At 65.1% G+C, this 21,559-nt stretch carries 21 protein-coding genes; 16 read left to right on the top strand and 5 right to left on the bottom strand.

Annotated elements, in window-relative coordinates:
* Positions 1 to 12 precede the first annotated feature (12 nt).
* From pilW to SD196_RS21265, 9 genes are all read left to right on the top strand, one after another.
* Positions 13 to 771, top strand: a complete 759-nt coding sequence (gene pilW, locus SD196_RS21305) for a type IV pilus biogenesis/stability protein PilW (RefSeq protein ID WP_275608361.1) — start codon at positions 13 to 15, stop codon at positions 769 to 771.
* A complete protein-coding gene (locus SD196_RS21300; protein ID WP_331319148.1) occupies positions 768 to 1,799 on the top strand; it encodes a RodZ family helix-turn-helix domain-containing protein in 1,032 nt (343 codons plus the stop codon). The genes pilW and SD196_RS21300 overlap by 4 nt, the downstream gene beginning before the upstream one ends.
* Positions 1,800 to 1,801: 2 nt before the next feature.
* Complete coding sequence (gene ispG, locus SD196_RS21295) at positions 1,802 to 2,914, top strand: flavodoxin-dependent (E)-4-hydroxy-3-methylbut-2-enyl-diphosphate synthase (protein WP_275608359.1); 1,113 nt, start codon at positions 1,802 to 1,804, stop codon at positions 2,912 to 2,914.
* 18 nt (positions 2,915 to 2,932) lie between these two features.
* A complete protein-coding gene (hisS, locus tag SD196_RS21290; protein WP_275608358.1) occupies positions 2,933 to 4,222 on the top strand; it encodes a histidine--tRNA ligase in 1,290 nt (429 codons plus the stop codon).
* Between the two features lie 25 nt (positions 4,223 to 4,247).
* On the top strand, positions 4,248 to 4,892 hold the full coding sequence (locus tag SD196_RS21285; RefSeq protein WP_343577670.1) for a YfgM family protein: 645 nt from the start codon (positions 4,248 to 4,250) through the stop codon (positions 4,890 to 4,892).
* A 1-nt stretch (position 4,893) separates the two neighbouring features.
* A complete protein-coding gene (gene bamB / locus SD196_RS21280) occupies positions 4,894 to 6,036 on the top strand; it encodes an outer membrane protein assembly factor BamB (protein WP_343577672.1) in 1,143 nt (380 codons plus the stop codon).
* 85 nt (positions 6,037 to 6,121) lie between these two features.
* Entirely contained in the window at positions 6,122 to 7,609 is a 1,488-nt protein-coding gene (der, locus tag SD196_RS21275; protein WP_275608355.1) for a ribosome biogenesis GTPase Der, read from the top strand.
* A gap of 81 nt (positions 7,610 to 7,690) precedes the next feature.
* A complete protein-coding gene (locus SD196_RS21270) occupies positions 7,691 to 8,839 on the top strand; it encodes a pyridoxal phosphate-dependent aminotransferase (protein WP_343577674.1) in 1,149 nt (382 codons plus the stop codon).
* Positions 8,827 to 9,621, top strand: a complete 795-nt coding sequence (locus SD196_RS21265; protein WP_275608353.1) for an amidohydrolase — start codon at positions 8,827 to 8,829, stop codon at positions 9,619 to 9,621. The genes SD196_RS21270 and SD196_RS21265 overlap by 13 nt, the downstream gene beginning before the upstream one ends.
* Positions 9,622 to 9,772: 151 nt before the next feature.
* On the opposite strand, the gene SD196_RS21260 is transcribed toward SD196_RS21265, so the two are convergent.
* Positions 9,773 to 10,726, bottom strand: coding sequence for an aldo/keto reductase (locus tag SD196_RS21260; protein WP_343577678.1), 954 nt, complete (start codon positions 10,724 to 10,726; stop codon positions 9,773 to 9,775).
* Between the two features lie 366 nt (positions 10,727 to 11,092).
* Between SD196_RS21260 and dapA the strand changes: the two genes are divergently transcribed.
* Complete coding sequence (dapA, locus tag SD196_RS21255; RefSeq protein WP_343577680.1) at positions 11,093 to 11,959, top strand: 4-hydroxy-tetrahydrodipicolinate synthase; 867 nt, start codon at positions 11,093 to 11,095, stop codon at positions 11,957 to 11,959.
* Between the two features lie 64 nt (positions 11,960 to 12,023).
* Entirely contained in the window at positions 12,024 to 12,356 is a 333-nt protein-coding gene (locus tag SD196_RS21250) for a DUF5629 family protein (RefSeq protein WP_343577683.1), read from the top strand.
* A 54-nt stretch (positions 12,357 to 12,410) separates the two neighbouring features.
* Here the strand turns inward: SD196_RS21250 and SD196_RS21245 are convergent, their stop codons facing one another.
* Both SD196_RS21245 and leuA read right to left on the bottom strand, forming a co-directional pair.
* A complete protein-coding gene (locus SD196_RS21245; protein ID WP_343577685.1) occupies positions 12,411 to 12,887 on the bottom strand; it encodes a hypothetical protein in 477 nt (158 codons plus the stop codon).
* Positions 12,888 to 12,960: 73 nt separating this feature from the next.
* On the bottom strand, positions 12,961 to 14,631 hold the full coding sequence (gene leuA / locus SD196_RS21240) for a 2-isopropylmalate synthase (RefSeq protein ID WP_275608348.1): 1,671 nt from the start codon (positions 14,629 to 14,631) through the stop codon (positions 12,961 to 12,963).
* Between the two features lie 395 nt (positions 14,632 to 15,026).
* Between leuA and SD196_RS21235 the strand changes: the two genes are divergently transcribed.
* The 5 genes from SD196_RS21235 to SD196_RS21215 all read left to right on the top strand — a co-directional run bounded on the left by SD196_RS21235 (position 15,027) and on the right by SD196_RS21215 (position 20,257).
* The gene (locus tag SD196_RS21235; RefSeq protein WP_343577687.1) at positions 15,027 to 15,479 is read left to right on the top strand and encodes a DUF2946 domain-containing protein; all 453 of its coding nucleotides are present in this window, start codon (positions 15,027 to 15,029) and stop codon (positions 15,477 to 15,479) included.
* A gap of 107 nt (positions 15,480 to 15,586) precedes the next feature.
* Positions 15,587 to 17,680 (top strand): TonB-dependent copper receptor, encoded by a 2,094-nt coding sequence (locus tag SD196_RS21230; RefSeq protein WP_343577689.1) that lies wholly within the window; start codon positions 15,587 to 15,589, stop codon positions 17,678 to 17,680.
* A 49-nt stretch (positions 17,681 to 17,729) separates the two neighbouring features.
* On the top strand, positions 17,730 to 19,100 hold the full coding sequence (locus SD196_RS21225) for a PepSY domain-containing protein (protein WP_343577691.1): 1,371 nt from the start codon (positions 17,730 to 17,732) through the stop codon (positions 19,098 to 19,100).
* Positions 19,101 to 19,233: 133 nt separating this feature from the next.
* The gene (locus tag SD196_RS21220; RefSeq protein ID WP_275608345.1) at positions 19,234 to 19,731 is read left to right on the top strand and encodes a copper chaperone PCu(A)C; all 498 of its coding nucleotides are present in this window, start codon (positions 19,234 to 19,236) and stop codon (positions 19,729 to 19,731) included.
* 103 nt (positions 19,732 to 19,834) lie between these two features.
* The gene (locus SD196_RS21215) at positions 19,835 to 20,257 is read left to right on the top strand and encodes a DUF6491 family protein (protein WP_343577693.1); all 423 of its coding nucleotides are present in this window, start codon (positions 19,835 to 19,837) and stop codon (positions 20,255 to 20,257) included.
* 41 nt (positions 20,258 to 20,298) lie between these two features.
* Here SD196_RS21215 and SD196_RS21210 read toward each other — a convergent pair whose 3' ends face one another.
* Together SD196_RS21210 and SD196_RS21205 are read right to left on the bottom strand one after the other, a co-directional pair.
* Complete coding sequence (locus SD196_RS21210) at positions 20,299 to 20,688, bottom strand: DUF2809 domain-containing protein (protein ID WP_343577695.1); 390 nt, start codon at positions 20,686 to 20,688, stop codon at positions 20,299 to 20,301.
* Positions 20,688 to 21,524, bottom strand: coding sequence for a peptidoglycan DD-metalloendopeptidase family protein (locus SD196_RS21205; RefSeq protein ID WP_343577697.1), 837 nt, complete (start codon positions 21,522 to 21,524; stop codon positions 20,688 to 20,690). The genes SD196_RS21210 and SD196_RS21205 overlap by 1 nt, the downstream gene beginning before the upstream one ends.
* Between the last annotated feature and the right edge of the window lie 35 nt (positions 21,525 to 21,559).

Raw genomic sequence — 21,559 nt, 5'->3', positions numbered from 1 at the left:
GGGAGGATTCCAATGACCCTGCGCGCCGCGCTGTTCTTGCTGTTGGCAACCGTGCTGACGGGTTGCGTGACGTCTGGTAAACAGGATCCTCTGAAAACCGAGAAGGGCCGGGATGAGGCGCGTGACGCCTACATCCAGCTGGGGCTCGGCTACCTGCGGGCCGGCAATGCCGAACAGGCCAAGGTCCCGCTGCGCCAGGCACTGGAACTCGATCCATCCAGTGCCGATGCGCATACCGCACTCGCCGCGGTCTACCAGACCGAGATGGAGCCGCAGCTGGCCGAGACCGAATACCGCAAGGCGCTTTCGTCCCGTTCGGATGATGCGCGCATCCTGAACAACTACGGCGGCTTCCTGTTCGAGCAGAAACGCTACAAGGAAGCCTACGACGTCTATATCAAGGCCGCCGAGGATGGTCTGTATCCCGAGCGTTCGCGCATCTTCGAGAACCTCGGGCTGGTCAGCCTGCAGCTCAAGCAGCGCGAGCAGGCCAAGGAATACTTCGAGAAGGCCATTCGCCTCAATCGCAATCAGCCCAGTGCGCTGATCGAGATGGCCGAACTCAATTACCAGGATCGTCAGTACGTTCCGGCGCGAGCCTACTACCAGGAATACCTCAAGCAGGGCCCGCAGACCGCGCGCAGCCTGCTGCTGGGAATTCGACTGGCGAAGATCTTTGACGACCGGGATACCGCTGCCAGCTACGGGCTGCAACTCAAGCGCCTGTATCCCGCTTCTCCTGAATACCAGGCATACCAGGCGGATAAATGATGAGCACGTCGCAGTCCGATGTCATCGGCACGACCCGCGCCAATCCTGGCGACACGCTGCGCCAGGCGCGCGAGAACAAAGGCTGGAGCGTTGCCCAGGTTGCAAGCCAGCTGAACCTGACCGAACATTCCCTGCGCCAGCTGGAGCAGGGCTCCTTCGATCAGTTGCCCGGCCACACCTTCGCCCGTGGTTACGTCCGTGCCTACGCCAAGCTGCTGGGCATGGACCAGGGACAGATGGTCCAGGCGTTCGACCAGTACACCGGCACCGATGCCACCGGCAGCAACGTGCACAGCCTCGGCCGCGTGGTCGAGCCGGTGCGTCTGTCGCGTAACCTGCTGCGCCTGTTCAGCCTGGTGCTGCTCGCCCTGCTGATCGGCTTTGGCTACTTCTGGTGGCAGGAGCGCGCAGCGCGCACCGCCGAGAGTGGCAGCCTGAACATGGAGCACGTCGAGGTCGAGAGCGCCGACGGCACCACCGAAATCCATACGCTCGACGAGCCGGAAGACCAGGCGGTTGCCGAAGACCAGGCCAATCCCTCGACCGTGCCTGCCGAGCCGGCCGGCGATAATGTCGCTGCCGAGGCTCCGGCCGAAGGCACGCCCCCGGTTGCGGCCAACCCCGCTGCTCCGGCGCTGCCGAGCGCGCCCGTCGCCACCGAGGCCGCTCCGGCCCAGGCTCCGGCAGCCCCCGCTCAACCAGCCGCCGCTCCGCAGCCTGCTGCACCGGTTGCTCCGGTCGCACCGGTCGAAGCCCAGCCGGCCGCTCCGGTGGTCGCCGCCGCGGGTCAGGGTGTGGTCAAGATCCAGTTCACTGAAGACTGCTGGACCCAGGTTACCGATGCCGACGGCAAGGTCCTGTTCGGCTCGCTCAAGCGCAAGGGTGACACCCTGGAGCTGGCGGCCAAGGCTCCGGTGCAACTGCGCCTGGGCTTCGCCCGCGGTGCGCAGGTCAGCTATAACGGCCAGCCGGTCGCAGTGACACCGGCGCGCGGCGGTACCGCGCGCGTGACCTTGGGTGGACAGTAACGATGCATTGCGAGTCTCCGATCAAACGCCGCCCGTCCCGCAAGATCTGGGTGGGTAACGTGCCGGTGGGTGGGGATGCCCCCATCGCCGTGCAGAGCATGACCAACACCGACACCCTGGATGTGGCCGCCACCGTCGGCCAAATCCGCCGTCTGGAAGAGGCCGGCGCCGACATCGTGCGCGTCTCCGTACCGGACATGGACGCCGCTGAGGCGTTCGGCAAGATCAAGCAGCAGGTCAAGGTTCCGCTGGTTGCCGACATCCACTTCGACTACAAGATCGCCCTGCGCGTCGCCGAACTGGGTGTCGACTGCCTGCGCATCAATCCCGGCAACATCGGTCGCGAAGACCGCGTGAAGGCCGTGGTGGATGCTGCTCGCGATCGCAACATCCCGATCCGTATCGGCGTCAACGCCGGTTCCCTGGAAAAGGACCTGCAGAAGAAGTACGGCGAACCGACCCCGGAAGCCCTGCTGGAATCGGCCATGCGCCACGTGGATCACCTCCAGCGCCTGGACTTCCAGAACTTCAAGGTCAGCGTGAAGGCCTCCGACGTGTTCATGGCCGTCGCCGCCTACCGCCTGCTGGCCAAGGAAATCGAACAACCCCTGCACCTGGGCATCACCGAAGCCGGTGGCCTGCGTTCGGGCACCGTGAAGTCCGCCGTCGGCCTGGGCATGCTGCTCGCCGAAGGCATTGGCGACACCATCCGCATCTCCCTGGCTGCCGATCCGGTGGAAGAGATCAAGGTTGGCTTCGACATCCTCAAGTCGCTGCGCCTGCGCTCCCGTGGCATCAACTTCATCGCCTGCCCGAGCTGCTCGCGGCAGAACTTCGATGTGGTGAAGACCATGAACGAACTCGAAGGCCGCCTGGAGGACCTGCTGGTGCCGCTGGACGTTGCCGTGATCGGCTGCGTGGTCAACGGCCCCGGCGAAGCCAAGGAAGCCCACATCGGCCTCACCGGTGGCACGCCGAGCAACCTGATCTACATCGACGGCAAGCCGGCGCAGAAGCTGCAGAACGAAAACCTGGTGGATGAGCTGGAACGGCTGATCCGCGAAAAAGCGGCCGAGAAGGCCGAAGCCGACGCCGCACTGATCGTGCGTGGCTGACCGCAACAAGGACCCTACGTGAGCAAGTCCCTGCAAGCCATCCGTGGCATGAACGACATCCTGCCGGAACAGACCCCGGCCTGGCGCTATCTGGAAAGTACCTTCGCCGAGCTGCTCGATGGCTACGGCTACAAAGAAATCCGCCTGCCGATCCTGGAGTTCACCGAACTCTTCGCCCGCGGCATCGGTGAAGGCACCGACGTGGTCGACAAGGAGATGTACACCTTCCTCGACCGCAACGGCGAATCCCTCACCATGCGTCCGGAAGGTACCGCAGGTTGCGTGCGTGCCGTGCTCGAACACGGCCTTTCCGGCGGCGGCCAGGTGCAGAAGCTGTGGTACACCGGCCCGATGTTCCGCTACGAGAAGCCGCAGAAGGGCCGCTATCGCCAGTTCCACCAGATTGGCGTGGAAGTCTTCAACCTGCCCGGACCGGACATCGACGCCGAGCTGATCATCCTCACCTGGCGCCTGTGGCAGAAGCTGGGCATGGCCGATGCCGTGACCCTGCAGTTGAACACCCTGGGTTCCAGCGAGGCCCGTGCGCGCTACCGTGATGCGCTGGTCACCTATCTCCAGGATCGCTTCGACCAGCTCGACGAAGACAGCCAGCGCCGCATGACCACCAACCCGCTGCGCATCCTCGACAGCAAGGTGGAGAGCACCCAGGCCCTGCTGGTCGGCGCGCCGACCCTGCACGACTATCTGGACGAAGAGTCGCTCGCCCACTTCGAGGGCCTGAAGGCCCGTCTGGACGCGGTTGGCCTGCGCTACGAGATCAACCAGAAGCTGGTGCGCGGCCTGGACTACTACTGCCGTACCGCGTTCGAGTGGGTTACCGAGAAGCTCGGCTCCCAGGGCACCGTTTGCGGCGGTGGCCGCTACGACGGCCTGGTCAGCCAGTTCGGCGGCAAGCCGACCCCGGGCGTGGGCTTCGCCATGGGCGTGGAGCGCCTGGTGCTGCTGCTGGAAACCCTGGGCCTGGTGCCCGAGGAACTCAGCCGTCCGGCTGACCTCTACCTCTGCGCCTTCGGCGAGGCGGCCGAGCTTGCCGGCCTGAGCCTGGCCGAGCGCCTGCGCAACGCCATCCCCGGCATTCGCCTGCTGGTCAACGCCGGCGGTGGCAGCTTCAAGAGCCAGTTCAAGAAGGCTGACAAGAGCGGTGCACAGTTCGCAATGATTCTGGGTGACGACGAACTGGCCAACCGCGTGGTAGGTTTCAAGCCCCTGCGTGGCGAGGGCGAACAACAGAACATCGCCTGGGACGCTCTGCCCGAGCACCTGGCAGCCTGCCTGCAGCAGGCTTGAGAATCGAGCGGATAGGAGTATTGGGGTGAGTACGCGTACCGAAGAAGAACAGATCGCCGACATCAAGGACTGGTGGCAGCGCAACGGCATGCCCCTGCTGACCGGTGCCGCCCTGGCACTGGTGGTGGTATTCGGCTGGCAAGCCTGGAAGAAGTACCAGAACAACCAGGCCCAGGGTGCCTCCGTGGTTTACCAGGCCCTGCTGGAAACCGCCCTAAACCCTACTGGCAAGCCGGACACCGCCAAGGTTGCCGAGCTGGCCAACAAGCTGACCAGCGAATACGCCGGTACCCCGTACTCCCAGTATGGCCGCCTGTTCGTCGCCAAGGTCGCGGTGGACAACGGCAAGCTGGATGACGCCGTTCTGGAACTCAAGGCCATCGTCGACAAGCCGGTGGACGCTACCCTCGGCGAGCTGGCGCGCCAGCGCCTGGCCCGTGTGATGGGCGCCCAGGGCAAGGCCGAGGAAGGGCTGAAGCTGCTCGAAGGCAACGCCGACAAGGCCTATGTCGCCACCCGCGAAGAACTGCGCGGCGACCTGCTGGTCCAGCTCAAGCGTGAAGACGAGGCGCGCAGCGCCTACGAGAAGGCCAAGGCCGCCCTGCCGGAAGACGCCGCCGTCGGTGCCCTGCAGATGAAACTCGACGACCTGGCCAAGGGAGACGCCTGACATGCTGCGCTGGAAACATGCCGCGCTGCTCGCGCTGACTCTGTTGGCCGTAGGTTGCAGCAGCAACAGCAAGAAAGAACTGCCGCCGGCGGAACTCACCGATTTCAAGGAAGAGGTCCGTCTGGAGAAGCAATGGAGCCGCTCGGTCGGTGACGGCCAGGGCGAGCTGTACAACCTGATCGAACCGGCGGTGGATGGCCAGACCATCTACGCCGCCTCCGCCGAAGGCCGGGTGATGGCGATCCAGCGCGAAAGCGGCGACGTGCTGTGGAAAAAGGATCTCGACCTGCCGGTTTCCGGCGCCGTTGGCGTTGGCAACGGACTGGTCCTGCTGGGCACCATGCGTGGCGACGTGATCGCCCTGAACGCCGGCAGCGGCGAACAGAAGTGGCGCGCCAAGGTCACCAGCGAAGTGCTGGCGGCCCCGGCCACCAACGGTGACGTGGTGGTGGTGCAGACCCAGGACGACAAACTGATCGCCTTCGATGCCGCCACCGGCAACCAGCGCTGGATCTACGAAGGCACCGTACCGGTGCTGACCCTGCGCGGTACCGGTGCTCCGCTGATCGACGGACGCCTGGCGCTGGCTGGCCTGGCCAGCGGCAAGGTCGTTGCTGTGGACGTACAGCGTGGCCTGCCGGTGTGGGAACAGCGCGTTGCCATTCCGCAGGGCCGTTCCGAACTGGACCGCGTAGTCGACATCGACGGCGGCTTGGTGTTGCAGGACGGCGTTCTGTACGTTGTCAGCTACCAGGGCCGTGCCGCTGCACTGGACGAAACCACCGGCCGAGTACTGTGGCAGCGTGAAGCTTCCAGCTATGTCGGCGTCGCCGAAGGTACTGGCAGCGTGTTCGTCAGCCAGGCATCTGGCACTGTGGAAAGCCTGGATTCCCGTGGCTCGTCCTCGCTGTGGAGCAACGACGCCCTGGCTCGCCGCCAGCTGTCCGCTCCGGCCGTGTTCTCGAGCAACGTAGTGGTAGGCGACCTGGAAGGTTACGTGCACCTGCTGAGCCAGGTGGATGGTCGTTTCGTTGGCCGCGAGAAGGTCGACGGTGACGGCGTGCGGGTTCGCCCGCTGGTAGTCGGCAGCTGGATGTACGTGTTCGGCAACAGCGGCAAGCTGGTCGCCTACACGCTCCGCTAAGCTGAGTGTTACTGCCGGCCGCTGCCGTGAAAAACGGCAGCGGCCGTCGTGTTTTCTGAAAATCTGAAATTTCCTGGAGAGCCGCATGGTTCCCGTAATAGCCCTGGTGGGCCGCCCGAACGTCGGCAAGTCCACCCTGTTCAACCGCCTGACCCGCACCCGTGACGCCATCGTCGCCGAGTACGCAGGGCTCACCCGCGACCGGCAGTACGGCGAGGCCAAGTGGCAGGGCAAGAAATTCATCGTCATCGATACCGGCGGTATCTCCGGTGACGAAGAGGGTATCGACGCCAAGATGGCCGAGCAGTCGCTGCAGGCCATCGAAGAGGCCGATGCCGTCCTGTTCATGGTCGATTCCCGCGCCGGCCTCACCGCCGCCGACGAGATGATCGCCGAGCACCTGCGCAAGAAGAACAAGCGCAGCTTCCTGGTGGCCAACAAGGTCGACACCGTCGATCCGGACATCGCCCGCGCCGAGTTCAGCCCGCTGGCCCTGGGGCACGCGATCCCGATTGCCGCCGCCCACGGCCGTGGCATCACCCAGATGCTGCAGGAAGCCCTGGGCGAGATGTTCGCTCCGGAGCCCGAGGCGCCGGAAGACAACGACCTGCCCGGCGAGCTGGAAGAAGTCGCCGAGGGCGAGGAAGCCAAGCGCATCCCCGGTCCGAGCGAGAAGGATGGCATCAAGATCGCCATCATTGGCCGTCCCAACGTCGGCAAGTCCACCCTGGTCAACCGCATGCTCGGTGAAGAGCGTGTGATCGTGTACGACCAGGCCGGCACCACCCGCGACAGCATTTACATCCCCTTCGAGCGCAACGAAGAGAAGTACACCCTGATCGACACCGCCGGCGTGCGCCGTCGCGGCAAGATCTTCGAAGCGGTGGAAAAGTTCTCCGTGGTGAAGACCCTGCAGGCGATCCAGGATGCCAACGTGGTCATCTTCGTCATGGATGCCCGCGAGGGTGTGGTCGAGCATGACCTCAACCTGCTCGGCTTCGTGCTGGAAACCGGCCGCGCGCTGGTCATCGCCCTGAACAAGTGGGATGGCATGGAGTCGGCCGAGCGCGAGTACGTGAAGACCGAGCTCGAGCGCCGGCTGATGTTCGCCGACTTCGCCGACATCCACTTCATCTCCGCGCTGCATGGCACCGGTGTCGGTCACCTGTACAAGTCGGTGCAGGACTCCTTCCGCTCCGCCGTGACCCGCTGGCCCACCAGCAAGCTCACGCAGATCCTGGAAGACGCCATCCAGGTGCACCAGCCGCCGATGGTCAATGGCCGTCGCATCAAGCTGCGCTATGCCCACCTGGGCGGCGCCAACCCGCCGCTTATCGTTATCCACGGCAACCAGGTGGATGCGGTGCCCAAGGCGTATACCCGTTACCTGGAGAAAACCTATCGCCGCGTCCTCAAGCTGGTCGGCACGCCGATCCGCATCGAGTACAAGGGCGGCGACAACCCGTTCGAGGGCAAGAAGACCCAGCTCACCGAACGCCAGGTCAACAAGAAGCGCCGGCTGATGTCGCACCACAAGAAGGCCGAGAAGAAGAAGAAAGACAAGCGTAAATAACGTCTGTCGGACTTCAGGCGTACGGCTGTAGGCGATAGAGTAGGGGCCTCCCTCTTATCGCCCGCAGCCTGTAGTCACGCCATGCTCACCAGCAAACTGCCGAACGTCGGCACCACCATCTTCACCCGCATGTCCCAGCTCGCCGCCGAATGTGGTGCGCTGAACCTCTCCCAGGGTTTCCCCGACTTCGACAGCCCCGCGCCCTTGCTCGAAGCCGTCGCCCGCCATGTGCTGGCCGGGCATAACCAGTACAGCCCGATGACCGGCCTGCCGGCCCTGCGCGAGCAGGTCGCGCTGAAAGTCGCCGATTTCTATGGCCGCAAGGTCAGCGCCGATACCGAGGTGACCATCGTCCCCGGTGCTACCGAAGGGATCTTCTGCGCGGTGCAGGCGCTGATTCGCCCGGGCGACGAGGCCATTGTCCTCGACCCCTGCTACGACAGCTACGAGCCCTCGGTGGAACTGGCCGGCGGCCGCTGCGTGCATGTGCCGCTGAGCCTGCCGGACTTCCGCATCGACTGGCAGCGCATGGCCGACGCCATCACCCCGCGCACCCGCCTGATCTTCCTCAACAGCCCGCACAACCCCAGCGGTGCGCTGATCGACCGCGCCGACCTGGATCGCCTAGCGGCGCTGATTCGCGACCGCGAGATCTATGTCATCAGCGACGAGGTCTACGAGCACCTGATCTACGACGGCGTGCAGCATGCCAGCGTGCTGGCCCATGACGAGCTCTACCCGCGCGCCTTCGTCATCAGCTCCTTCGGCAAGACCTACCACGTCACCGGCTGGAAGACCGGCTACGTGGTAGCGCCACCGGCGCTGTCGGCGGAAATGCGCAAGATCCACCAGTACGTGAACTTCTGCGGCGTGACTCCGCTGCAGTGGGCGCTGGCTGACTTCATGGCCGCGCACCCCGAACACCTGCGTGAACTGCCGGGCTTCTATCAGGCCAAGCGCGACCTGTTCTGCGACCTGCTGGAAGGTTCGCGCTTCCGCTTCCAGCGCGCCGCCGGCACCTACTTCCAGGTGGTGGACTACTCGGCGATCCGCCCGGACCTGGACGACGTCGCCATGTCCGAATGGCTGACCCGCGAGCATGGCGTGGCCGCCATTCCGGTCTCGGTGTTCTATCAGCAGGCCCCGGCGGACATGCGCCTGGTGCGCTTCTGCTTCGCCAAGAAAGAGGAGACGCTGCGCCAGGCGGCGGAAAGACTATGCGCGATCTGAGCCAACTGCCCGACCTCAAGCTGGCCCTGGTGCAGACCACCCTGGTCTGGCATGACGCCAAGGCCAACCGCGAGCGCTTCGAGGCGCTGCTGGAAAGCGCCCGTGGCGCGGACGTGGTGATACTCCCGGAGATGTTCACCACCGGCTTCTCCATGGACTCCGAGGCGCTGGCCGAGGCGGAGGAGGGCGAGACCTACGCCTGGCTGCGTGGGCAAGCCGCGAAGCTCGATGCCGTGGTCTGTGGCAGCGTGATCATCCGCGCTGCCGACGGCAGCCATCGCAACCGCCTGCTCTGGGCGCGCCCGGACGGCGAGGTGCAGCACTACGACAAGCGCCACCTGTTCCGCATGGCCGGTGAGCACAAGCACTACACGCCGGGTGAACAGCAGGTGCTGCTGGAGTGGAAGGGCTGGCGGATTCGCCCGCTGGTCTGCTACGACCTGCGCTTCCCGGTGTGGAGCCGCGATGCCCGGGACACCGATTTGCTGCTCTACACCGCCAACTGGCCGGCCGCGCGTCGGCAGCACTGGAACCGTCTGCTGCCGGCACGGGCCATCGAGAACCTGTGCTATGTCGCGGCGGTCAACCGCGTCGGTGAAGACGGCAAGGGCCACGCCTATTCCGGCGACAGCCAGGTGCTGGATTTCCAGGGCGACAACCTGCTGGCGGCGGGGAGTGCCGATGGCGTGTTCCAGATCGCCCTGAGCGCAGCGGAGCTGGCGGCTTACCGGGAGCGCTTCCCGGCCTATCTGGATGCGGACCGGTTCGATATCCAGCTCTGATATCAGTTCGTCCGCGATGCTCTTAAGAGTCCGATATTCCAGCGACCCAGGATCGATGCGGCTTTTGTAGGAGCGAGCTTGCTCGCGAACCACCCCGCTCAAGAGCCAGAGCGTTCGCGAGCAAGCTCGCTCCTACAGGTCTATTCGGCCTTCAGTACGCGCTGGCGGTGTTCAGCTGCTGGATCGCTTCATCGCTGAGTTTCAGTTCGATCGCCGCGATCAGGTCCGGCAACTGCTCCAGCTTCGACGCACTGGCGATCGGTGCGGTGATGGTCGGCCGCGCCATCAGCCAGGCCAGGGCGACCTGCGTCGGCGTCGCGTTCAATTCGTTGGCCACTTCCTCCAGCGCATCGATGATGGCGAAGCCGCGCTCGTTCATGAAGTTCTTCACCTTGTAGCCGCGCACGCTGCTCTTGTTGAGGTCCGCTTCGCTGCGGTATTTGCCGGTGAGAAAACCCGCCGCGAGGGAGTAGAAGCTGATCACCCCGAGCCCCAGTTGCTTCACCGTGGGTTCCAGATTGGTCTCGTAGTTGGCGCGGTCGTAGAGGTTGTAGTTGGGTTGCAGGCTCTGGTAGTTCGGCAGCTTCAGGCGGTCGCAGAGCTCGCGGGCCTCGCGCAGGCGCCGGGCGTCGAGGTTGGAGGCGCCGATCACCCGCACCTTGCCGTTCTCCACCGCTTCGGCGAAGGCGCCCATGGTTTCCTCCAGGGACGTGTGCGGGTCGTCGCAATGTGCCTGGTAGAGGTCGATGTAGTCGGTCTGCAGACGCTTGAGCGAGCGTTCCAGGGCCTGCTCGATGTACACCGCCGACAGGCCCTTGTGGCCGTTGCCCATGTCCATGCCGACCTTGGTGGCGATCTGCACCTCATTGCGCTTGCCGGTCTTCTTCAGCCACTTGCCGATCAGGATTTCCGACTCGCCGCCGACGTGCCCGGGCACCCAGCGCGAATACACGTCGGCTGTGTCGATGCAGTTGATTCCCGCGTCGACCACCGCATCCAGCAGGCGGAAGGAGGTGGCTTCGTCCGCCGACCAGCCGAACACGTTGCCGCCGAACACCAGGGGCGGAATCGCCAGTCCGGACTGGCCCAGTTCGCGACGTTTCATCTGTCAGGTCTCCCCCGGCTGCACTGTCGTTGAACCAGCATAGACGGCAGAGACGTGATAGACGTGGGACATGGTTGACAGGTGTATAGGAGCTTGCGCACTATCGGTGACCTGATTTCGCACACAGAAATTGCCCATGCTTGCCAACTTCGACTTCTCGCTGCCGCTCCCGGGCTTCTCCGCCCAGGCTGGCGTATGCGTCGTCGTTGCCAAGAAATCGAAGAAACAGTCGCTCATTTGACCGGGGCGTGCTGTCCCGTCAGATGGGCTGACAGGACACAAGGCGCCAGGTCTTCAATTCTCCCCGCTTGATTCCCGCACCCCTCCCTGACGGCGACCAGACGGTCAGCCACAAGGAGTTTTTGCATGTCTACGTTTCGTGGAATCTGGGTGGCCCTGGCCACTCCCTTCCGTGCCGGGGAAGTCGATTTCGCCGCGCTGCACAACCTGGTTTCCCGACTGCTGGAAGATGGCGTCGCTGGCTTCGTGGTCTGCGGCACCACCGGGGAGGCGGCGGCGCTGAGCCATGAGGAGCAACTCGCCGTCCTCGATGCCGTGCTGCAGTGGGTGCCGCCCGCGCAGGTGATCATGGGCCTGGCGGGCAATAACCTGCGTGAGCTGCTGGCCTTCCAGGAAGAGATCCAGCGCCGCCCGCTGGCCGGTCTGCTGGTGCCGGCGCCGTACTACATCCGTCCGTCGCAGGTGGGGCTGGAGTCCTTCTTCCAGACCGTGGCCGATGCCGCCACTGTGCCGGTGGTGCTTTATGACATTCCCTATCGCACCGGAGCGCGCATCGATCGCGAGACCCTGCGGCGCATCGTGCGTCATCCGCGCATCGCCGCGGTCAAGGACTGCGCCGGCGACCTCGAGACCACCCTGGCGCTGATCGCCGATGGCGAGGTCGAGGTGCTCACGGGCGAGGACCTGCAGATCTTCAACAACCTGTGCCAGGGCGGAGCCGGGGCGATTTCCGCGTCGGCCCATGTGCGCGCCGATCTCTATGTGCGGATGCAGCGCCAGGTCGAGTCGGGCGATCTCGCCGCGGCGCGGGCGACCTTCTACCGTCTGCTGCCATGGATCCAGGCCGCCTTCGCCGAGCCCAACCCGGCAGCAGTCAAGGCAGCGTTGGCCTTGCAGGGGGTAATCGCCGACGAGCTGCGCGAGCCGATGCAGCGCTGCGCCCCGGCCACCATCGAGCGGCTGCGCGGGGTGCTGGCGGCGCTGGCTGACTAGGAGGGGAGGGCCGGCAATGGGTTTTGCTCTATCATGACGGCCTGCCCATTGCCGAGTGCCCGCCATGACCACGACTCCCTACCTGCTGGACCAGCTGGAAACCGCCGACATGCTGTTGATCGACGGCCTGCACGCCTGGCAGTTCGAGCTGAACGAGTCACTGCTCGACCAGGCCGATGCCGCCGCCCACTCGGACCAGCCCTTTGCCAGCGAGGAGGTGGTGCTGTTGATCGAGTCCATTGATGGCCGCGACCGCCGTCAGTGGGCCTTCACCTACAACGAGGTGATGGAGGCGCGCTATCAGGCTGGGGAGGAGGCATGGCTGCTGCACGCCGGTGACAAGGAGCATCGCCTGTGCTGCCTGGGGGCGGTGAGTGCCAGCGGCGACGACGAGTAAGACGTGAAGGCTCCGGTGGGGCCTTCGGTGTTTCTGGGGCTTGCCCGGCGAAACTCAGGTATTCATGCCCAGCAGGTAGGCAACGATCAGGGTAACGACGAAGATAGCCCCCCATGCCGCTAGCAGGAACAGCAGGCTGATGCCAAAGGCTCGCCAGTTGGAGAGGAACGTTCCGCCACGGCTCGCGTGCTGCTCCAATGCATCTCCGGTCACCTGTTTCGCGTATTCATGCATGGAGAGCACGGCGACGATGGTAAAGGGAGCCAGGGGGATGCCGTCCGGGAGCAGCCCAAGCAATGCAAGCCCGATAGAGATGGCAATTCCTACGTACCAGACTTGTTGAATGCGATCGTGAAGGCCCAGGTGGCGGAGGTTCTGCGTCATGACCCAGGCCCCGGCAAGCGGAGTGCCGAAAAAGGTGGCGATGCCAACAGCCCTGAGTCGGTAGAGCGCTTCGCCGTCAGCCATGCCGGGCGCATTCTTCAGAACGGCGGACGGTGTCTGGAACGGATTGTCCTTGGGTGCGCTCATGTTTTCGTTCCTTCGAAAACGACCCTGGACGCGCGAGGCGTCCAGGGTAAAGGGGACAGCGGTGTTACCGGGTTTACGCGGCTTTCGCGTGGCCCAGCGTTACGGCGCGGTTCAGGGCGCTGAACAGCGCACGGAAGCTCGCGGTGGTGATGTTTTCATCGATGCCGATGCCGTGCAGCGAACGACCACCCTCGACGCGCAGTTCGATGTAGGCGGCCGCGCGGGCGTTGGTGCCGGCGCCGATGGCGTGCTCGTTGTAGTCCATGATCTCGACGTCCACCGGCAGCGAGGCGACCAGGGCTTCCAGGGTGCCCTTGCCCTTGCCGTGCCAGCGGTGCTGTTCGCCCTTGTGGGTCACGTCGATGTCGATGGCGCAGATGCCGTTCTCTTCCTGCAGGCGGTAGTTCTTCAGGCCGAACGGGGAGACGGCTTGCAGGTACTCGTTCTGCAGCAGGTTGTAGATCTGCTCGGCGGTCATTTCCAGGCCCAGGCGATCGGTTTCGTTCTGTACCACCTGGCTGAACTCGATCTGCATGCGGCGCGGCAGGCTGATGCCGTATTCCTGCTCCAGCAGGAAGGTGATGCCGCCCTTGCCGGACTGGCTGTTCACGCGAATGACGGCCTCGTAGCTGCGGCCGATGTCCGCCGGGTCGATCGGCAGGTAGGGCACTTCCCACACGGCGTCTTCCTTCTGCTGGGCGAAGCCCTTGCGGATGGCGTCCTGGTGGGAGCCGGAGAAGGCGGTGTGGACCAGGTCGCCGACGTACGGATGACGCGGGTGCACCGGGATCTGGTTGCACTCTTCGACCACCTTGCGCACGGCATCGATGTCGGAGAAGTCCAGTTCGGGATCGATGCCCTGGGTGTACATGTTCAACGCCATGGTCACCAAGCACAGGTTGCCGGTGCGCTCGCCGTTGCCGAACAGGCAGCCTTCGACGCGGTCGGCGCCGGCCATCAGGGCCAGTTCGGAAGCAGCCACGCCAGTGCCACGGTCGTTGTGGGTATGCAGGCTGATGATCACGCTGTCGCGCTTGTTGATCTGGCGGCCGAACCACTCGATCTGGTCGGCGTAGTTGTTCGGGGTGGCGCACTCGACGGTGGCGGGCAGGTTGAGGATCAGGCGGTTCGCCGGAGTCGGCTGGAACACCTCGATCACCGCGTTGCACACCTCGACGGCGAAGTCGGTCTCGGTGGAGCTGAACACTTCCGGCGAGTACTCGAAGCCCCACTGGGTTTCCGGCGCGGCGGCGGCCAGGCGCTTGATGGTCTGGCCGGCGGCCACGGCGATGGCTTTCACGCCGGCCTTGTCCTGGTTGAAGACGATCTTGCGGAAGCTCGGTGCGCAGGCGTTGTAGTAGTGGACGATGGCCTTCTTCGCGCCCTTCAGGGATTCGAAGGTGCGTTCGATGAGGTCGTCGCGGGCCTGGGTCAGCACCTGGATGGTGACGTCATCGGGAATGTGGCCGCCCTCGATCAGCTCGCGAACGAAGTCGAAGTCGGTCTGCGAGGCGGACGGGAAGCCCACTTCGATTTCCTTCAGGCCGACCTGAACCAGGCACTTGAAGAAGCGCATCTTCTTCTCGGCGTCCATCGGCTCGATCAGCGACTGGTTGCCGTCGCGCAGGTCGGTGGACAGCCAGATCGGCGCCTTGTCGATGATCTTGTCCGGCCAGGTGCGGTCGGGCAGGGTGATCTGGGTGAAGGGGCGGTACTTCTTCGACGGATCTTTCAGCATGCTCATGAGCGGAATCCTTGTTCTTTCTGGCCAGCGGGCCTGCGCGAAAAAATGAAAAAGAGATGAAACCGGGAAGAGGGTTCAGCCACGCAGTCGCGGGCTGACCAGGCGCAGGCAGGCGTGTTGGCGAAGCAGGATGAGGGTGTGTGCGGTTTTCATGAGTGCCAACCTAATGGCCTGAGAGGGTGATGGCAAGCATTCGTTAAAAATTGGTAGAAAAACTCTATTTGTTGCCTGGGATGATAAAAAATTGCTGAAATAATGTGGATTTGGCAATTTTTATTAGATGCCTTCGCTGTGCTTAACTGATTCTGCGTCCACGTGCCGCAGCGGAGCTGCGGAACTCCGTGCGATCATTGCGCACCCGCTCAAGGCGGGGCCTCCATCCGCAAGGACATTTCGTGACCCGTCGCACCCGACAAGGCATAGGAACCTGGCTGGCGCTGTTCGCCATGCTGATGATCTATGTCGGCCCGCTGGTATCCCAGTCGCTGCCGATGGATCACCCTATGCCCATGGATCACGTCATGCCGATGGAGCATGGCGCGTCCACGGCGCACGACATGGCCGACATGGACGAGATGGCCTGCTCCGACGGTCATCGCGCTTCGGGCCAGCACGCCGCCCCGGCCCCCCATGACGGGAAGCCGCTCACCGCCGATGCCTTCATGGAGAAGTGCGGCTACTGCAGCCTGCTGATCCATAGCCCCCCGCTGACGCCGCCGCCGGTCCTGCTGGACCACAGCCTGCCTGCCGTCGGTACACCCGCCGTCCAGTTCACCTCCAGCACCATTCCCGCCTCGCCGGTCTTCCCCGGCGCACGCTCCCGCGCTCCACCGACCCTGATCGGCTGATCCCTTCTCCCGAATCCATCGACCGCAGGCGCGGATGACCGCTGTTGCCTGTGCGCCGTGCGTGTCCGCGTGGAACGGGCGTATTCACCGATCATGGAATAGATGCAATGTCCCGCATGCCAATGCGCCGTCGGCCACGTGCCGTCGGCTTGCGCGCCCTGTGCGCGCTGACCGCCCTTGGCGGTTTCACTGCTGTCCCGGCCCTGGCCGAGAACGATGACCACGCCGTCCACGCCGTGGAACTGGAGCCCAGCGTCATCACTGCCGTGGCGCAGAGCTCGCCGCTCACCGTCGTCACCGACCCGAAGCAGCCGCGCCAGCCGATCCCGGCCAGCGATGGCGCCGACTACCTCAAGACCATTCCCGGCTTCTCCGCCATCCGCAACGGCGGCACCAACGGCGATCCAGTGCTGCGCGGCATGTTCGGATCGCGCCTGAACATCCTCACCAACGGCACCACCATGCTCGGCGCCTGCCCGGCGCGGATGGACGCGCCGACCTCCTATATCTCGCCGGAAACCTACGACAAGCTCACCGTGGTCAAGGGCCCGGAAACCGTGGTCTGGGGGCCGGGCGCATCGGCCGGCACCATCCGCTTCGACCGCGAGCCGGAACGCTTTGGCGAGTTGGGCTCGCGGATCAACGGCAGCCTGGTGGCCGGTTCCAACGGCCGCTTCGACCGTGTTCTGGATGCCGCCGCCGGAGGGCCGGAAGGCTACCTGCGCTTCACCGGTAACAAATCGCAGTCCGATGATTACGAGGACGGCGCCGGCGACACCGTACCCTCGCGCTGGAACAAGTGGAACGGCGACGTGGCCGTGGGCTGGACGCCGGATGCCGACACCCTGGTCGAACTCACCGCCGGCAAGGGCGACGGCGAGGCCCGCTACGCCGGACGCGGAATGGATGGCTCGCAGTTCAAGCGCGAAAGCCTCGGCCTGCGCTTTGAGAAGTCCAATCTCGGCGAGGTGCTCGACAAGCTGGAGGCGCAGGTCTACTACAACTACGCCGACCACGTGATGGACAACTACAGCCTGCGCACGCCCTCGGGTACAGGGATGATGGCGGGCCCCATGGCCTCCAACGTCGACCGCCGCACCCTCGGCGGGCGCCTGGCCGCCACCTGGCGCTGGGACGACTTCAAGCTGGTTTCCGGTGTCGATGCGCAGACCAACGAGCACCGCGAACGAATGGGCATGGGCATCAATACCTACGATGACCAGCCGTGGAACAAGGACGCGGTCTTCCACAACTACGGCGCTTTCGGCGAGCTGACCTGGTACGCCGCCGAGCGCGACCGGGTGATCAGCGGCGCGCGCCTGGACCGCGCCTCGGCCAAGGACTACCGGCAGACCACGGGATCGGGGCACATGACCCATCCCAATCCCACCGCCGACGATACTCGCGCCGATACCCTGCCCAGCGGCTTCGTACGCTACGAGCACGACCTGGCCGATACGCCGACCACCCTGTACGCCGGCCTTGGCCATGTGCAGCGCTTCCCCGACTACTGGGAGCTGTTCTCCCCTGATAGCGGCCCGGCCGGCTCGGTCAACGCCTTCGACAGCATCAAGCCGGAGAAGACCACCCAGCTGGACTTCGGTGCCCAGTACGAGGACGAGAAGCTCAAGGCCTGGGCGTCCGGCTATGTCGGCGTGATCCGCGACTACATCCTGTTCGAGTACAGCGACGGCATGATGGGCACCACCTCCCAGGCGCGGAACGTCGATGCGCGCATCATGGGCGGCGAACTGGGCGCGGCCTATGCACTCACCACGAACTGGACGACGGACGCGACCCTGGCCTACGCCTGGGGCAAGAACACCACCGACGACCGCGCCCTGCCGCAGATGCCGCCTCTGGAAGCGCGCTTCGGCCTGAGCTACGAGCGGGACGCCTGGAGCGCCGGCGGTCTCTGGCGGGTGGTGGCGCGCCAGGGACGGGTCGCCGAGGGCCAGGGTAACGTCGTTGGTTACGACTTCGACGAAAGCCCGAGCTTCGCGGTGTTCTCGCTCAACGGCGCCTACAAGCTGAGCCAGCACTTCAAGGTCAGCGCCGGCGTCGACAACCTGTTCGACAAGGACTACGCCGAGCACCTGAACCTGGCGGGCAACGCCGGCTTTGGCTACCCGGCGGACAACCCCGAATCGATCCACGAACCGGGGCGCACGCTCTGGACCAAAGTGGACTTCTCCTTCTGAACCTGACTGGCCCCGCCAGTCGGGGCCTCCTTGCGTGGGGACATTACGAATGCAGAAGAAACCATTCGATTTCTACAACCTGGCCTGGCGCTGGCACTTCTACGCTGGGCTGTTCGTCGCGCCCTTCATGATCCTGCTGTCGATCACCGGGATCATCTACCTGTTCAAGCCGCAGCTCGACCCGCTGATGTACAGCGACCTGCTGCAGGTGAAACCGGGCGAAGTGCGGCTGTCCGCCGACGAGCAACTGATGCACCTGCATCAGCAGAACCCGCAGCTGCAGGTCAGTCAGTACCTGCCGGCACCGGCGGCCGATCGCAGCGCGCAGTTCGTTGCCCAGCTCGACGGGCGCGAGGTGAACGCCTTCGTTGATCCTTATAGCGGCAAGCTGCTCGGCCTGCAGGATGCCAAATCCAACCTGCAGGCCATGGCCCGCGCGCTGCACGGCGAGCTGATGATCGGCACCGTGGGTGACCGGCTGATCGAGCTGGCCGCCGGCTGGGGCATCGTGCTGGTGGTGTCTGGCCTGTACCTGTGGTGGCCGCGCAAGCGTTCGCTGCGCGTGCTGCTGTGGCCGGACCTGTCGCGTCGTGGTCGCGCGCTGTGGCGGGAAGTCCACGTGGTGGTCGGTTTCTGGGGCTCGCTGCTGATGCTGTTCATGCTGCTCACCGGCATGACCTGGACCGGCTTCTGGGGCAAATCCTTCGCCGACGTGTGGAATCGCTTCCCGGCGGCCATGTGGAACGAGGTGCCCAAGTCCGACCTGGAGGCGCGCACGCTCAACGAGGCGCACCGCCAGACCATCCCCTGGGCCATGGAAAACACGCCGATGCCGATGTCGGGCGGCGCCCACGCCGAGCACATGGCCCACGGCTCCGGCGGCATGGCCATGCCGCAGATCAGCCTGCAGCAGGTGGTCGATAGCGCCGACCAGGCCGGCGTGACACCGGGCTATGCCATCGCGTTGCCCAAGGGGGCGGAAGGCGTGTTCACCGTTTCGGTGTTCGCCGACGACTCGCGCAACGACGCCACCCTGCATATCGACCAGTACACCGGCAAGGTTCTCGCCGACGTGCGCTGGAAGGACTACGGGCTGGTGGCCAAGGGCGTCGAATCCGGCGTGATGCTGCACGAAGGCAAGATGTTCGGCCTGTTCAACCAGCTGCTCATGCTCGGCGTCTGCCTGATGATCCTGCTCAGCGCCGTCAGCGGCCTGTGGATCTGGTGGAAGCGTCGCCCTCAGGGCCGCCTCGGCGTGCCACCGATGCCCCACGCGCTGCCGGTGTGGAAGGGCGGCGTGGTGATCATGCTCATCCTCGGCGTCGCCTTCCCACTGGTGGGAGCCTCGCTGCTGCTGGTATGGGCGCTGGATTGGGCCGTGCTGTCGCGCTTCAAACCGCGCAGCCCGGCACTGGGTTGAGGGTGAAGCGGTTTTCCACCCTGACGCCTGCCAAGAGGCAGGCTATGCTGCGGCGCGATCGTTGCGCCTGCGGCTCGATGTTTCCCCCGCCGCAGTGGCGGATCTGATCACAAGCACAACTGGAGTCTCGAACATGCGTAAAACCCTGCTCGCTTTCGCTGTCCTGCTGGGCTTCTCCGGCGCCGCCATGGCCCACGAATACGAGGCCGGCAACCTGCACATCGACCACCCATGGTCGCTGCTGCTGCCGGCCAATTCGGTGAACGGCGCCGCCTACTTCGTCGTGGAAAACCACGGCAAGGAAGCCGACCGCCTGCTCGGCGCCGACACCGAGCGCGCCGCCAGCGCCGAGATCCACCAGCACGTGGAGAAGGACGGCATGATGAAGATGCAGAAGGTCGAGGGCGTGGACGTCCCCGCTGGCGGCAAGCTGGTCTTCGCACCCGGCCAGTACCACCTGATGCTGTTCGGCCTGAAGAAGCCGCTGGCCGATGGCGAGCGCTTCCCGCTGACCCTGCACTTCCAGCAGGCCGGCGACGTGAAGGTCGAGGTCGCCGTGCAGAAGGAAGCTCCCAAAGAAACCGGCGGCACCGACATGGGCCACGACATGCACGGCATGAAGATGGACTGACCGCCCGGCCGGCTACGCACCGCGGTGGCGGCTTGGTGGGAAAATGGGGCCGGATCCCAGGTGATCCGGCCAATGGCCACCGCCCGTGGCCGGGAGGTGCAGCATGCGCAGCGTACACGGTGCCGTCCTGCTGGCGGCTATTTCACTGCTGAGCGCCTGCAGCCAGTCCGGCCTGCATGATGACGAACTCCCGCTGGACCGGCACCTGGACAAACTCGGCCTGCGCCAGGGCGAGGCGGTGAAGTCAATCCCGGTATGGGATACCGCGGACTGGGAATACCTCGACAAGGGCCACATCATCCTTGGCCAATCGCCGGGGCGGCGTTACCTGGTGGTCTTTTCCGCGCCGTGCAACAACCTGGCGTTCAGCAATCGGTTGAATATCAGCAACACGGTGGGGTCGGTCACGACGCTCGACCGCATCATCTCGGTCGACTCGGCGGGCATCCCCGAGCCTTGCCAGATCGGCCAGCTCTACGAACTGGAGCGTGTGCCCAGGAAGCCGCAGCACGAGGGCGGCTATTGATTCGCCTCTGGGCGTTCCTCAAGGCGTGACGGCGCTGTTCTTCAGTTCCCCGCTGGCTTGACGGCCAGGCGCGTCCGGCGCGCCGCGAGGATCAGGACGAAGCCGATGCAGTAGGCCAGCACATCCAGCCAGTCCGGCGTTGCGCCCAGCACGATACGCAGCGCGCGATTGCCGATCTGCCAGTGCAGCGTCGCCGCCAGAAACTGGCCGAACTCGATCAGCAACCCGCAGGTAAGCGCCGCGCTGGCCAGCCAGTGTGCGGGCGCTTCCAGCGCGGCGCGCAGCAGGCAGTACAGCCAGATAACCGCCAGCACGTCGCCGCCGAAGCCGCGCAGCCAGCCGAGCTGGGCGCCGGCCGTGGCCAGCCAGACCAGCACGGCGAACCAGAGCAGCGCGAAGAGCGCGCTGGGCAGATGGAAGCGCAAACGCATCAGGGCTTGAACGCGCCAATGAAGATCGCCGGGTCGACGCGGGCGTCGTTCAGGCTGACGTTCCAGTGCATGTGCGGCCCGGTGGCCCGGCCGGTGGCACCGACGCGGCCGACCACGCCGCCGCGCGGGAGCTGGTCGCCGAGTTTCACGTCGATCTTCGACATGTGGCAGAACATGCTGATGAAGCCCTGGCCGTGGTCGACGAATACGGTGTTGCCGTTGAAGAAGTAGTTGCCGATCAGGATCACCTTGCCGGCGGCCGGCGTCTTGATCGGGGTACCGGCGGGCACCGCGAAGTCCAGGCCCGAGTGCGGGTTGCGCTCCTCGCCGTTGAAGAAGCGGCGAAGGCCGAAGGGGCTGGAGAGCGGGCCGTTGACCGGCTTGTCCAGCACCAGGTTGCTCGGCGTGCCGGGGCTGAAGCTGCGGTAGGCGGCGGTCTGCTCGGCCAGTTCGCGGTTGATGCGTTTGAGGTCCTCCGGCAGCGGGTTCACCTGGCGAGTGTTCGAAAGTCGGATGTGCTGCTCTTTATAGTGCTTGCTCTCGACGCTGAAGCCGAGGTTGCGGCTGGCGCCGGCCTGTTTCACGACGATCTGCTGGCTGCCGGCCTTGGTGGTCAGCGGAATGCCGACGATGGCGATCCAGTCACGGCCTTCCTCCTTTACCACCAGCACCGGTTTGCCCTGGTAGGTGGCGGTGGGCACGGCGGCGTCCTGGCCCAGTTGCACCACGGCGACGCCGCCGGGCACCGGCTTGTTCAGGGTGCGGCTGATGAAGCCTTCGGCGTGGGCGGGCAGGGCGAGAAGGGTGGCGATGAACAGGCAGAAGGGTCGGAACATTTTGCGATCCGTGGACGTGTCGGCGGATGAAGCGG

Origin of the sequence: Pseudomonas macauensis (assembly GCF_047902425.1) — a bacterium.
In the GTDB taxonomy this organism is placed as follows: domain Bacteria; phylum Pseudomonadota; class Gammaproteobacteria; order Pseudomonadales; family Pseudomonadaceae; genus Pseudomonas.
Note: the sequence above shows the minus strand (reverse complement) of the source record. Positions and strands in the feature narration are given on the sequence as shown.